This window comes from Janthinobacterium sp. GW821-FHT03C08 (genome assembly GCF_059420905.1).
Map to the genome: position 1 here is coordinate 201,437 of NZ_JBWKUP010000006.1, position 12,561 is coordinate 213,997.

Annotated in this window: 11 protein-coding genes; 6 read left to right on the forward strand and 5 right to left on the reverse strand. The window is 69.0% G+C overall.

The annotated features are described in order from the left end of the window. Positions 1-114 precede the first annotated feature (114 nt). Together AC07VL_RS10365 and AC07VL_RS10370 are read left to right on the forward strand one after the other, a co-directional pair. Entirely contained in the window at positions 115-3,330 is a 3,216-nt protein-coding gene (locus AC07VL_RS10365) for an efflux RND transporter permease subunit (RefSeq protein ID WP_494805857.1), read from the forward strand. Next, complete coding sequence (locus tag AC07VL_RS10370; RefSeq protein WP_494805750.1) at positions 3,308-4,450, forward strand: efflux RND transporter periplasmic adaptor subunit; 1,143 nt, start codon at positions 3,308-3,310, stop codon at positions 4,448-4,450. The genes AC07VL_RS10365 and AC07VL_RS10370 overlap by 23 nt, the downstream gene beginning before the upstream one ends. 7 nt (positions 4,451-4,457) lie before the next feature. Here the strand turns inward: AC07VL_RS10370 and AC07VL_RS10375 are convergent, their stop codons facing one another. Then, positions 4,458-5,555, reverse strand: coding sequence for an acyl-CoA dehydrogenase family protein (locus AC07VL_RS10375; protein WP_494805751.1), 1,098 nt, complete (start codon positions 5,553-5,555; stop codon positions 4,458-4,460). A gap of 166 nt (positions 5,556-5,721) precedes the next feature. Here AC07VL_RS10375 and AC07VL_RS10380 point away from each other — a divergent pair, with 166 nt between their 5' ends. Continuing rightward, the gene (locus AC07VL_RS10380; protein ID WP_494805752.1) at positions 5,722-6,834 is read left to right on the forward strand and encodes an RDD family protein; all 1,113 of its coding nucleotides are present in this window, start codon (positions 5,722-5,724) and stop codon (positions 6,832-6,834) included. A gap of 25 nt (positions 6,835-6,859) precedes the next feature. On the opposite strand, the gene AC07VL_RS10385 is transcribed toward AC07VL_RS10380, so the two are convergent. Continuing rightward, positions 6,860-7,189 (reverse strand): hypothetical protein, encoded by a 330-nt coding sequence (locus AC07VL_RS10385; RefSeq protein WP_494805753.1) that lies wholly within the window; start codon positions 7,187-7,189, stop codon positions 6,860-6,862. A gap of 184 nt (positions 7,190-7,373) precedes the next feature. Here AC07VL_RS10385 and AC07VL_RS10390 point away from each other — a divergent pair, with 184 nt between their 5' ends. After that, positions 7,374-9,020 carry a SulP family inorganic anion transporter gene (locus tag AC07VL_RS10390; protein WP_494805754.1) on the forward strand — a complete coding sequence of 549 codons (1,647 nt, stop codon included), beginning with the start codon at positions 7,374-7,376 and terminating at the stop codon, positions 9,018-9,020. Between the two features lie 49 nt (positions 9,021-9,069). After that, positions 9,070-9,690: a ParB-like protein gene (locus AC07VL_RS10395; protein WP_494805755.1), complete on the forward strand. Its 621-nt coding sequence runs from the start codon at positions 9,070-9,072 to the stop codon at positions 9,688-9,690. A 6-nt stretch (positions 9,691-9,696) separates the two neighbouring features. Here AC07VL_RS10395 and AC07VL_RS10400 read toward each other — a convergent pair whose 3' ends face one another. Further along, on the reverse strand, positions 9,697-10,269 hold the full coding sequence (locus AC07VL_RS10400; protein ID WP_494805756.1) for a DUF4337 domain-containing protein: 573 nt from the start codon (positions 10,267-10,269) through the stop codon (positions 9,697-9,699). 146 nt (positions 10,270-10,415) lie between these two features. On the opposite strand from AC07VL_RS10400, the gene AC07VL_RS10405 reads away from it, so the two are divergent. Continuing rightward, entirely contained in the window at positions 10,416-10,868 is a 453-nt protein-coding gene (locus AC07VL_RS10405; protein ID WP_494805757.1) for a PaaI family thioesterase, read from the forward strand. A 22-nt stretch (positions 10,869-10,890) separates the two neighbouring features. Here AC07VL_RS10405 and gstA read toward each other — a convergent pair whose 3' ends face one another. Both gstA and AC07VL_RS10415 read right to left on the reverse strand, forming a co-directional pair. Then, positions 10,891-11,505, reverse strand: a complete 615-nt coding sequence (gstA, locus tag AC07VL_RS10410) for a glutathione transferase GstA (protein ID WP_494805758.1) — start codon at positions 11,503-11,505, stop codon at positions 10,891-10,893. 82 nt (positions 11,506-11,587) lie between these two features. Continuing rightward, positions 11,588-12,517, reverse strand: a complete 930-nt coding sequence (locus AC07VL_RS10415; RefSeq protein ID WP_494805759.1) for a LysR family transcriptional regulator — start codon at positions 12,515-12,517, stop codon at positions 11,588-11,590. Positions 12,518-12,561 lie beyond the last annotated feature (44 nt).

The window sequence follows — 12,561 nt, forward strand, 5'->3', positions numbered from 1 at the left end:
TGGGCGGGTCCAGGGTCTTGCGGCGCGAAAACAGGGCCATGCCGGGACGGCGGCAGCCGCTTGTACTACCTTCCTGTCACGTCCTTCCTTATCCCCACCAGTGGAGTTCTCGTGCTGATAGACGCAGTCCGCGTCGCCTTGCGGCGGCCCTATACCTTCGTCGTGATGGCGCTGGCGATCCTGATCATCGGGCCGCTGGCGGCCCTGCGCACGCCCACCGACGTGTTTCCCGAGATCCGCATCCCCGTCATCGCCGTCGCCTGGCAATACACGGGCCTGCCGCCGGACCAGATGGCGGGGCGCATTTCCACCCTGTTCCAGCGCAGCCTGACGACCACCGTCAACGATATCGAGCATATCGAGGCCAATACCTATCCCGGCATCAGCATCGTCAAGATTTTCTTCCAGCCGGGCGCGAACATCGCCGTGGCGAATGCGCAGGTGACGGCCGTGTCGCAGGTGGCCTTGCGGCAAATGCCGGCCGGCACCACGCCGCCCCTGATCCTCAATTACAACGCGGCCACCGTGCCCATCCTGCAACTGGCCCTGTCGGGCCAGGGCTTGAGCGAGCAGAACCTGTTCGACCTGGGCCTGAACACGGTGCGCACGCCGCTGGTGACGGTGGCGGGCGCGGCGATTCCCCTGCCGTACGGCGGCAAGCAGCGCCAGGTGCAGATCGACGTGAAGCCCGATGCGCTGCAGGCGCGCGGCCTGTCGGCGCAGGATATCGCCGCCGCCCTGGCGGCGCAGAACGTGCTGGTGCCGGTGGGCACGCAAAAGATCGGCGCCCTGGAATACACGGTGCAGGTCAACAGCGCGCCATCCGTCATCGAGGAACTGGGCCGCCTGCCCGTGAAAGTGGTCAATGGCAGCACGATCTACCTGCGCGACGTGGCCGACGTGCATGACGGCAATGCGCCGCAGACGAATATCGTGCACGTGGACGGCAGCCGCTCCGTGCTGATGTCGGTGCTGAAGAACGGTTCCGCCTCCACCCTGGCCATCGTCGACGGCGTGCGCGCCAAGCTGGCCGAGCTGAAACCGTCGTGGCCGGCCGCCCTGAACGTCGTGCCCATCAACGACCAGTCCGTGTTCGTGCGGGCCGCCATCAAGGGCGTGGCGCTGGAGGGGGCCATCGCGGCGGCGCTGACCAGCGTCATGATCCTGCTGTTCCTCGGCAGCTGGCGCTCGACCGTCATCATCGCCATCTCGATCCCCCTGTCCATCCTCGGTTCCATCATCGCCCTGGCCGCGTTCGGCGAAACCCTGAACCTGATGACCCTGGGCGGGCTGGCGCTGGCCGTCGGCATCCTCGTCGACGACGCCACCGTGACGATCGAGAACATCAACTGGCACCTGGAGCAGGGCAAGCCCGTGGAAACGGCTATCCTCGACGGCGCGCAGCAGATCGTCACGCCGGCGCTCGTCTCCCTGCTGTGCATCTGCATCGTCTTCGTGCCCATGTTCTTCCTGGAAGGCGTGTCGCGCTTCCTTTTCGTGCCCATGGCCGAAGCCGTGATGTTCGCCATGATCTGCTCCTTCATCCTGTCGCGCACCCTGGTGCCCACCATGGCCAACTACCTGCTGCGCCAGCACGCGCATGCCGACGCGCCCGTGGCCGCCACGCGCAATCCGCTCGTGCGCTTCCAGCGCCGCTTCGAGGCCCGCTTCGAGCGCCTGCGCGCCGGCTATCAAGAGGTGCTGGAAGCGGCGATGGCGGCGCGCAAGCCCTTCATCGCCGGTTTTCTCGCCGTCGTGGCGCTGTCGTTCCTGCTGCTGCCCTTTATCGGCAGCAATTTCTTCCCGTCCGTCGACTCGGGCCAGCTGCTGATGCATGCGCGCGTGCCCGTCGGTTCGCGCGTGGAGGAGACGGCGGCCCGCTTCGCCCGCATCGAGCAAGCCATCCGCCGCGTGATCCCCGCCGCCGAGATCACCACCATGGTGGACAATATCGGCTTGCCGCCCAGCAGCATCAACTTGACCTATAACAATACGGGCGTGATGGGCCCGCACGACGGCGATTTCCAGATCGCCCTGCGCGAAGGCCACCGGCCCACGGCCGACTACGTGCGCCGGCTGCGTGAGGTCTTGCCGCGTGAATTTCCCGACACCACGTTTTCATTCCCGCCCGCCGACATCGTCAGCCAGATCCTGAACTTCGGCGCTCCCGCACCCATCGACGTGCAGGTGCGCGGGCGCGACACGGAGGCCAGCTATGCCCACGCGCAGCGCCTGCTCAAGCGCATGCGCGCCATTCCCGGCGTGGCCGACGCCCGCATCCAGCAGTCGAACCGGGCGCCCGTGCTGAACGTGGACGTGGACCGCACGCAGGCGCAGCTGCTGGGCCTGACCACGCGCGACGTCACCAGCAGCCTGGTGGTGAACCTGGCCGGCAGCAGCCAGGTGGCGCCCACGTACTGGTTGAATCCCGCCAACGGCGTCAGCTATCCCATCGTTATGCAGACGCCGCAGTACCAGCTCGATACGCTGGCCGCGCTGAACAACTTGCCAATTGGCAATGGCAACAATGCGAATGCCGCCACCCTGGGCGCGCTGGCCACCGTCGAGCGCGGCGCCGGCAGCGCCCTCGTCAGCCAGTACGACGTGCAGGGCATGGTGCAGATCCACGCCACCACGCAGGACCGCGACCTGGGCGCCGTGGCCGCCGATATCCGCCGGGTGCTGGCCGAGACGGCGGCCCAGGTGCCCAAGGGCGCCACGGTGCAGTTGCTGGGCCAGGCGCGCACCATGGACCGGGCCTTTTCCGGCCTGCTGTTCGGCCTGCTGGGCGCCGTGGGTCTGATTTACCTGTTGATCGTCGTCAATTTCCAGTCCTGGCTGGACCCGGCCGTCATCGTCTCGGCCCTGCCGGCCGCGCTGGCGGGCATCCTGTGGATGCTGTTCGCCACGAATACCACCCTGTCCGTGCCGGCCCTGACGGGCGCCATCATGTGCATGGGCGTGGCGACGGCCAACAGCGTGCTGGTGATCAGCTTTGCCCGCGAGCGCCTGGACGTGCTGCAGGATGCGACGCTGGCCGCGCTGGAAGCGGGCCATGTGCGCTTCCGTCCCGTGCTGATGACGGCGCTGGCCATGATCATCGGCATGCTGCCCATGGCGCTGGGCCTGGGCGAGGGCGGCGAGCAGAATGCGCCGCTGGGGCGCGCCGTCATCGGCGGCCTCGTCTTCGCCACCGTCGCCACCCTCGTCTTCGTGCCCGTCGTCTTCAGCCTCGTGCACGCCCAGCCTTCCCGCCGCGCCAAGCCGGCGCCGCCGCCACCCCACACCGATACCGGAGCCACGTCCTATGTCCCGCCGCATGCCAGCTGATTTCTTTCGTTCCCGCAACAAGCTGCTGGGCCTGGGCCTGGCCGTCATCGCGCTCGCCGTCGTCGTCGCGGGCTTGCTGGGGCGGCGCTCGCACGCGGCCGCCATCGCCGAACGGGCCGCGCAGTCGCAGGTGCTGACGGTGAAGCTGGTGTCGGCCGGCACCCTGGCCCCCGCGCCGCTGGCCTTGCCGGCGCGCATCGAGGCCTGGTCGCGCGCACCCATCTATGCGCGCGTCAGCGGCTACCTGAAACGCTGGACCGTCGATATCGGCGCGCCCGTCAAGGCGGGCCAGCTGCTGGCCGAACTCGACACGCCTGATCTGGACCAGCAGCTGCTGCAGGCGCGCGCCGAGCTGGCCAGCGCCCGCAGCGGCCTGGCCCTGTCGGCCAGCACGGCGCGGCGCTGGCAGGAACTGCGCGCCATCGACGGCGTGTCGCAGCAGGAAACGGATGAAAAGACGGGCGACCTGGCGGCGCGGCAATCGTCCGTCGCCGCCCTGCAGGCGAATGTCGAGCGCATGCAGACCTTGCGGGGCTATGCGCGCCTGGTGGCGCCCTTTGACGGCATCGTGACGGCCAGGAACACGGACGTGGGCGCGCTGATCGGCGTGGGCGGCGCGCCCGGCAGCGAGCTGTTCGTCGTGTCGGACGTGCGCCGCCTGCGCGTGTATGCCAGCGTGCCGCAGCGCCAGGTGGCGCAGGTGGCGCCGGGCGCGAAGGCGCAACTGGCCGTGCCCGAGCGCCCCGGCAAGAGCTACGGCGCCACGGTGCTGTCGTCCGCGCAAGCCATCAACCCTGGCTCGGGCGCCATGCTGGTGCAGCTGTCGGTCGACAATGCCGCAGGGGAATTGCTGCCGGGCGGCTTTGCCACCGTCAGCTTTGCCGACGCGGCAGCGCAGGGCGGCGTGACCGTGCCGCCCGGCGCCTTGATCTTTGGCAAGGATGGCGTGCAGGTGGCCACCGTCACGCCGGACAGCAAGGTGCTGCTGAAAAAAGTCACCATCGCGCGCGACTTCGGCAACGTGGTGGAACTGGCCGGCGGCAGGGAAGGGCTGGAGCGCATCATCGACAGCCCGCCCGACGGCGTGCTGGACGGTGACGTGGTGCGCGTGGCGCAATGAGCCCGGATCAGGGCAATAGCAGGGAATGCTGGCTGGCCGTATGGAAATCGCGCCACACGCGGTTGATGGCCGTGTCTTCGCGGGCCGCGTACAGGCCGCAGTAGGGGTAGACAGTGTCGACGGCGGCGCGGGAGGCAGCCACCAGGCCCAGCGACGCCGCTTGCACGGCCTGCATGGCGGCGGCATCGAGCGCTGCGCCGCCCGCCACCTGCGCCCAGCTGTCGTCCAGCACGGCATAAAAGCGGGCGCGGGCGCCGGCCAGCGCGTCCTTCCTGCCTTGCAGCACGGCGGCCACTTCCGGCACGTCCAGCAGGGGCAGGCCGGCGCGCGCGTGGCGGCGGTGGCGCATGCATTCCCCGGCCAGCTGCAGGAAGTGGCCGGCCATGCCGGCCACGTTGGCGGCCAGGGTCACGTAGGCGAGCGAATAGAAGGGGTAGCAGTACAGGGGACCGGGCGCCATCGCGGCGTCGGGGCGGATGGCGAAGCCGTGCTCCTTGCCCAGCCACGCGCCATCGATGCGGTAGCTGTGCGAGGCGCTGGCGCGCATGCCCAGGCTGTTCCACGAGGGCACCAGCTGCACCAGCGCGGCCGGCACGAGGAAGGCGCGGATGCGCGGCGTGCCGGCCTCGTCGAGCAGGGGCTGGCCATCGCGCTGCAGGCGCGCGTTCAGGGTGAAGTGGGTAGCCATGGGCGCGCCGCTGGCGTAGTCCCAGCTGCCCGTGATGCGGTAGCCGTCGCCTTCTTCCTCCGCGTAGCCCGTGGCCGCGCCGCTGCCGCCCAGGCAGGCGCGCGGCGTGCCGATGATGCTGCGCGCCAGCTCCGGCGCCAGAAAACCCGCGAACCAGCCCGCGCCCGCGCACAGGGTCAGCACCCAGCCCATGCTGCCGTCGACGGCAGCGACGGCTTCTTCCAGGCGCACCACCTGCGGCAGTGGCAGCTCGGCGCCGCCCGCGCTGCGCGGCGCCAGCATCGTCAGCCAGCCGCGCCGGTGCAGCAAGGCTTGCTGGACGGGGTGCAGGAAGCGGGCGGCGTCGGCCGCCGGGGCATGGCGCGCGATGCGGCGCGCATCGGAAGCGCTCAGGAGGTCAACGGCAGTGTGGAGCATGGGCAAGATCCGGCAAGGGCGAAGGCGGGCATTTTCGCATATGGCGGGACGCGACGGGAGATGTTGCGCGGCAAGACTGGCGCGACGGCCTGCGGGGCGGGTCGGATATGAAATTTCCAAAATGAAACATTGCAGGTAAAATATCTATTTTTCTTGTGGAAATTGTATGGACGCGCCCGATTACAGCCATTACACGGCCACGCAGCTGAAACAGGTCTTGCTGCGCATCGACGGCACGCGCTTTCCCGAGCGGCTGCGGCAAGTGGAGGCGCGCCTGGCCGCGCTGGCCGCCGCGCCCGCCGAGGCAAGGCCTGCGCCGGCGGACGGGGCCGCCGTCATCGCCCCCGTGTGGCGCCGCGCGGCCGCCTTCCTCATCGACATGCTGATCCTGGGCCTGGTCGGCATGGCCGCCGGCGCGCTGCTGTTCGCGCCATTCGCCGCCATGGGAGCGTGGGGCCGCCTGCCGGGCTTTGCCATTGCCGTGCTCTACCTGGGCTGCACGCAAAGCGCGATGGGCGGCGGCCGGTCGCCGGGCATGCGCGTACTCGGCCTGCGCGTCGTCACGCGCGGCGGCGAGCTGCTGTCCTTGCCCGCTGCTTTCTTGCGTACCGGTATTTTTTGCCTGCCGTATTTTCTCTATGGCGCCACGGCCGACGCGGGACCCGGGCTGGCCTGGCTGGCGACCGGCGTGTCCCTGCTGTGCGGTGCCTTGTTGTTTGGCATCGTTTACCTGCTGCTGTTCAACCGGCCGGCGCGGCAATCGCTGCACGACCTGGCCGTCGGCGCCGTGGTGGTGAAGGGCGGCCCGGGCAAGGCGGACTTGCCGTCCGGCCCCCTGTGGCGCGGCCACGCCCTTGTCGGCGCCGTGGCGCTGCTGGTGCTGTGCGTGACCGCCGTGCTGCTGTCGCAACGCCTGGAACAGGATGCCAGGCTGGCGCCGCTGCAGGCGCTGCAGCAGACCCTCGTGGCCATGCCGGGCGTGGAACGGGCCGGCGTATTTCTCGGCACCTACTCGACAACGGCCAGCCCGGCGCCCACGCGGCGCCTGGACATCAATATCTTCCTGGCCGCCGAGCCGGCCGACCCGGATCCCCTGGCGCGCCGCATCGCGCAAACCGTGCTGCAGAACTATCCGCAGGCGGCCAGCCAGGATGCCATCGTCATCACCTTCATCGTCGGCTATGACATCGGCATCGCCAGGGCCGGGCGCATGCGGCATTTTGCCTACACGCCCGCCCAGTGGCGCGCCATACTGGCGAACGGGGCAGCTGCCGCCTGAAGTGCGGGCGGTGGGTGCCGCCGCCTTATTTGCCGATCTGCTTGCTGACCACGTTTTCCTGCTGGTTCAGGGCGCGCTGGTCGGCCCGCGTGATGTGGCCGTGATCGAGCCTGGCCATGCTGCGTTCCTCGCGGCGGATGCTGCGGTCTTCGCGGTGCAGGGCGGCCGCCTGGCCCTTGCTGATCTCGCCTTCCTTGACTTCCTTCCGGATGCGCGCATCCTGATGCGCCAGGCGGTGGTTCACCTGTTCGCGGCGCGGGTGGTTTTTCTGCCAGGCGGTGTCCGCGGCAAAGCTGCTGGCGGCGGCCGAGGCAAGGGTGATCAGGAGGATGCTGGACAGGATGGCGGTTTTCATGGAAGTCTCCGGTTGGGCTGTGATCAGGGGTGTCACACCGCTGAAACGCGCTGCCGGGGCCGTTCGTGCACACGATATTTGTCTCAAGTGTAAGCAAATGTGGTCGGCGCGGCGGTTTTGGCCCATCATGGAGCGAATGCCACCTACCGGGGAGGTCGCCATGCCTGCAGCGCCAGTGTCATCCATGTCTTCCACCAGCCGCTGGCAGGATGCCAGCGCCGGGCTGTCGATCGCCGGCCTGCTGCTGCCCGAAGCGGTGGCGTATGCCGGCATCGGCAACCTGGCGCCGCAGGCGGGCATCCTGGCCCTGTTCGCCGGCCTGCTGTGCTACGGCATGCTGGGCACGAGCCGCTTTGCCATCGTCTCGGCCACCTCGTCCTCGGCCGCCGTGCTGGCCGCCGCCATGGCGTCCATGCCGGGCGGCACGGCTGGCCACCGGCTGATGCTGACGGCGGGACTGGTGCTGCTGTCGGGCGCGTTTTTCCTGCTGGCCTGGCTGGCCAGGCTGGGCAGCATCACGGAATTCATCGCCAAGCCCGTGCTGCGGGGCTTTTCCTTCGGCCTGGCCATCGTCATCATCGTCAAGCAACTGCCCGGCGTGCTGGGCGTGCAGGCGCCCGGCGACGTGCCGCACCTGCTGCCCGCCCTGGCTGCGGCGGCGGGGCGGTGGAACGGGAGCGGCGCGGCCCTGTGCGCGGCGGCGCTGTTGCTGCTGTTCCTGCTGCGGCGGCGGCAGCGCTGGCCTGCCGGCCTGATCGTCATCGCCCTGGGCATCGCCGCCGGGCAATGGCTGGAGTTGCCGCGCCACGGCGTGGCCCTGGTGGGCGCCATCGACCTTGCCCTCGCCATGCCCGCCTTGCCGCGCCTGACGCAGGCGGAATGGACGCGCCTGGCCGAGCTGGCCTTCGCCCTGGCCCTGATCCTGTATGCGGAATCGTATGGCGCCATCCGCAGTTTTGCCTTGAAGCATGGCGATGCCGTGGCGCCCGAGCGCGACCTGCTGGCGCTGGGCGCGGCCAACGTGGTGGCCGGCCTGATCCAGGCCATGCCGGTGGGGGCGGGCTATTCCGCCACCTCCGCCAACGAGGCGGCCGGCGCCACCTCGCGCCTGGCGGGTCTGGTGGCGGTCGCCGTCGTGGGCGCCATCGTGCTGACCCTGCTGCCGCTGGTGGCCCTGATCCCCGTGCCCGTGCTGGCCGCCATCGTCATCCATGCCGTCAGCCACACCCTCAATCCCGTGGCCCTGCGGCCGTATTTTGCGTGGCGCCGCGACCGCCTGCTGGTGCTGGCGGCCATTGCCGGCGTGCTGCTGTTCGGCGTGCTCGACGGCCTGCTGGTGGCCATCGCCATCAGCCTGCTGCTGATGCTGCGCCGCCTGTCGCGGCCCAGCCTGTCCATCCTCGGGCGCCTGGGCGACAGCCACGATTACGTGAAGCTGGCCCTGTATCCGGCGGCCCGCGCGCAGCCCGGCATGCTGATTCTGCGCCTCGATGAACCCTTGTTCTTCGTCAATGCCGAGCGCAGCCTGCACCTGGCGCGCGCCATGCTGGAAGCGAATGGCGGCCAGGTGGGCAAGCTGGTCCTCAGCCTGGAAGAGTCGCCCGACCTCGACGGTAGCAGCGTGGAGGCGCTGCGCGATTTTGCCGGCTTTGCGCGCCGGCAAGGCGTGCGCCTGGCCCTGGCGCGGCTGAAGGAACCCGCCTGCGATGTCCTGCGCCTGGCCCTGCGCGACCAGTTGCTGCGGCAGGATGGCGCGCCGGGCCTCGTCTTGAGCGAACTGAGCGTGGCCGAAGCCGTGCGCCTGCTCGATGGCGAAGGGCAGGAAAAGTGAGCGCGCCTGTGGTACGCTGGCAGCGGGCATGGACGCAAGAGGAGAGGGCATGACGCGCGCAAGACCGCAACTGGTGAAGGCCAGGCTGAACAAATTGCTGCCCACGCAGATCACGGTGGGCATGGCCGAGGTGGCGCTCAAGCGCGCCCACTGGGCCAGCCTGGGCAGGAAGGCGCGCGCGGCGGCGCTGGCCGATCACTGGTTTCCCAGCATCATAGGCCCGGAAGGGCGCCACTACATCGTCGACCACCACCATTTCGGCCTGGCGCTGCACCAGGAAGGCGTGAAAAGCGTCAGCCTGATGATCTTGAAGGACCTGTCCTGGCTGGAAATGGGGCACTTCTGGCATGTGATGGACCACCACCAGTGGGTGCATCCCTACGACAGCGAAGGATTGCGCCGCGATTTTTCCGCCTTGCCGCGCCACCTGGCGGGCTTGCAGGACGATCCCTACCGCAGCCTGGCGGGCGAACTGCGCAGCGCGGGCGGCTATGCCAAGGACGTGACGCCGTTCAGCGAATTCCTGTGGGCCGATTTCTTCCGCAGCCGCATCGCGCCGGCCAGCCTGCAAAAGAATTTCCCCAAGGCACTGGCGCAGGCGATGAAACTGGCGCGCAGCCAGCAAGCCCGCTATTTGCCGGGCTGGACGGGGATCGTGCCGCCCGCCTGACGGCGTCTACAGCAGGAAGGCGCTGCCGGCCGCCACGATGCCGGCCGCCGCCGCGCCCACGGAACCCCACAGCAGCCAGCGGCGCCGCGTCAGCACGGTGATGGCGGCCAGCGCCACGGCGATCTGGATGAAGGTCAGGGCCATGGCCAGCCGCTCGTGCGGCCGCAGCTTCGCTTCCGACGCCTCGCCCAGCTTGCGCGACTGTTCTTCCAGCTGGCGCGCCTGCGCCTGCACCAGCGGCTTTTCCCGTTCCTGCCGCGCCTGTTCCGCCAGGTAGCGGGCCCGCACCTCGGGCACGCCGGCCAGCGCCGCCGTCGCCTCGGCGATATGGCCTTTCGTCGACTTGGCCTGGTACAGGACCCACTGGTCGCTGGCCTGCGCCTGCTTCAGGATGCTCTCGTTCTTCAGGAACATGGCTTCGTTCTGCGCATTGCCGCTCTGGTAGCTGATCAGCGCGCCGATGGTGGCGAGGATGGCCGTCATCAGGGCGATCTTCTGCGTCAGGCCGTCGTGTTCCTTTTCCGTCGCCTCTTCCACCGCGTGTTCATGGGGGCTGGGCACTTCATATTCTTCTTCCATGGCGGACCTTTCGCCGGCGCAGGGGGAGGACGGGCGCCGATAGGACGATACTACCGCAATTGCCGGGCAGGCAGGCAAGCGCCGCCCATGGCGGGAACGGGCGCAAGCGGGTACAGTAGGGCGTTGCCACCTCGAAAGCATCACCCATGAGCAATTCCCGCCTTCCCGACCCGCAGGTCGCCGCGCGCGTGCGCGCCAGCTTCGACCTGCAAAACGCCATGACCCTGATCCGGGCCAGCCTGCCCGTGGTGGCGCACGGCAGCACGGAAATCCACGTGCCCCACTGGAGCGGCATCGAGCAGCAGCACGGTTTCGTGCACGGCGGCGTGGTGGGCATGATCGCCGACTCGGCCGCCGGCTACGCGGCCATGACGGCGGTGCCGGACGGCGCGTCCGTGCTGACGGTGGAATACAAGATGAATCTGCTGGCGCCCGCCGATGGCGAGAAACTGATTGCGCGCGGCAAGGTGGTGCGCCCGGGGCGCACGCTGATCGTCACGCAGGCCGAAGTGTTTGCCGTGCGCGATGGCGGGGAAACCCTGTGCGCGCTGATGCAGCAAACTATCATGGTGATGCACGGCAAGCCGGAAAAGAGCTGAGCCGTGCACCGCGGCACGGCTGTCAGGCGTCCTTGCCCAGCCCTTCCGCTGCCAGGGCCGCCTTGACGCTGTCGCGCTGGGCCACCCTGGCCAGGAAGGCTTGCACGTTGGCCAGCGCGGACAGGTCCACGCCCACGCGCGGCGCCCAGCCCGTGACGGCGAACAGGTAGGCGTCCGCCACGGTGAAGGTGTCGCCCGTCAGGTAGGCCTGGCCTTCCAGGCGGCTGTTGACCCACGCGTATTTCTTGCCCAGCTGCTGCACGAACAAGGCCTTGGTGGCGGCGTCGAAGCGGGGATCGAACAGGGGGCTGTACGACTTGTGCAGCTCGGAGGTGATGTAGTTTTGCCATTCCAGCACCTTGTAGCGGGCCAGGCTGCCCACGGGCGGCAGCAGCGCCGGCTGGCCCGCCTGTTCGGCCACGTACTGGGCGATGACGGGGCCTTCGCTCAAGGTGCTCCCGTCGTCGAGCGCCAGAAGCGGCACCTGGCCCTTCGGGTTGAGTTCATAGTAATTGCTGCCTTCGGGCGTGCGGTGCTGGCCCAGGTCGACCTTGACCAGCGTGAACGGCGTGCCCGTTTCGCGCAGGATGATGTGCGGGGCGAGCGAGCAGGCGCCCGGCGAATAGAAGAGTTTCATGGCGGTCCTTGAACAGGTGGGAAAGAGGTCACTATAGTCCTGCGCCGCCGTCCGGTAAATGCGCGTTCGCGCCATTCACCGTTCACGCCGGGTAAACAATGGCGCCGCTTCGAGCATCCGGCGCCCGGTAGCGCAAGGCGTCGAGCAGCACGGTAAACGCGGGCGACGGGTGGCGCCGGCTGGGATAGTACAGCTGGTAGCCCGCATAGGCGGGGCACCAGTCGTCCAGCACGCGCACGAGGCGGCCATCGGCCAGGTAGGGCAGCACGATATCTTCGGCCATGCACGCCAGGCCCAGGCCGTCGAGGGCAGAGTGCAGGCGCAGGGCCATGTTGTTGACGATCAATTGCCCCTCGACCCGCACCTTCAGCGCATGGCCGTCCTTGGCAAATTCCCACGCGAACAGGCCGCCCAGAGTGGGCAGGCGCATGTTGATGCAGTTGTGCGCCGTCAAGTCCTGCGGCGTGGCGGGCGGCGCGTGGCGGGCAAAGTACGCGGGCGAGCCGACGATGGCCATGCGGAAGTCCGGGCCGACGGGCATGGCGATCATGTCCTTGGCCACCTGCTCGCCCAGGCGCACGCCCGCGTCGCAGCGGGCCGCCACGATGTCCGTCATGCCATTGTCGACGACGACTTCGACGTGGATGTCCGGGTAGTCGGGCAGCAGGCGGGCGATGGCCGGTTGCAGCACGGTGAGGGCGGAATGCTCGCCCGCGCTGATGCGGATGTTGCCGGCCGGCTTGTCGCGCCGTTCGCTGAGCAGGGCCAGGGCCGCCTCGATCTCGTCGAAGCGGGGCGCCACCGTGCGCAGCAGCTGTTCGCCCGCCTCCGTGGGCGAGACGCTGCGCGTGGTGCGCACCAGCAGGCGCAGGTCCAGCCGCTGTTCCAGCGCGCGCACGGTCTGGCTCAGGGCCGACTGCGACACGCCCAGCTTGGCGGCCGCCCGGGTAAAGCTGCCTTCGCGGGCCACGGCCACGAAGGCCAGGATGTCATTGAAGTTGGTCTGTGCCATGCGCGCCGGCCTTTCTGATTCATTAGTGAGGCTAATAAGTTCAT

What these genes read in the sequence shown, in the direction of transcription:
- AC07VL_RS10370 (WP_494805750.1), top strand. Translation starts at nt 3,308, where the DNA reads ATGTCCCGCCGCATGCCAGCTGATTTCTTTCGTTCCCGCAACAAGCTG.
- AC07VL_RS10395 (WP_494805755.1), top strand. Translation starts at nt 9,070, where the DNA reads ATGACGCGCGCAAGACCGCAACTGGTGAAGGCCAGGCTGAACAAATTG.
- AC07VL_RS10400 (WP_494805756.1), bottom strand. Translation starts at nt 10,269, where the DNA reads ATGGAAGAAGAATATGAAGTGCCCAGCCCCCATGAACACGCGGTGGAA.
- AC07VL_RS10380 (WP_494805752.1), top strand. Translation starts at nt 5,722, where the DNA reads ATGGACGCGCCCGATTACAGCCATTACACGGCCACGCAGCTGAAACAG.
- AC07VL_RS10405 (WP_494805757.1), top strand. Translation starts at nt 10,416, where the DNA reads ATGAGCAATTCCCGCCTTCCCGACCCGCAGGTCGCCGCGCGCGTGCGC.
- AC07VL_RS10415 (WP_494805759.1), bottom strand. Translation starts at nt 12,517, where the DNA reads ATGGCACAGACCAACTTCAATGACATCCTGGCCTTCGTGGCCGTGGCC.
- gstA (WP_494805758.1), bottom strand. Translation starts at nt 11,505, where the DNA reads ATGAAACTCTTCTATTCGCCGGGCGCCTGCTCGCTCGCCCCGCACATC.
- AC07VL_RS10375 (WP_494805751.1), bottom strand. Translation starts at nt 5,555, where the DNA reads ATGCTCCACACTGCCGTTGACCTCCTGAGCGCTTCCGATGCGCGCCGC.
- AC07VL_RS10390 (WP_494805754.1), top strand. Translation starts at nt 7,374, where the DNA reads ATGTCTTCCACCAGCCGCTGGCAGGATGCCAGCGCCGGGCTGTCGATC.
- AC07VL_RS10385 (WP_494805753.1), bottom strand. Translation starts at nt 7,189, where the DNA reads ATGAAAACCGCCATCCTGTCCAGCATCCTCCTGATCACCCTTGCCTCG.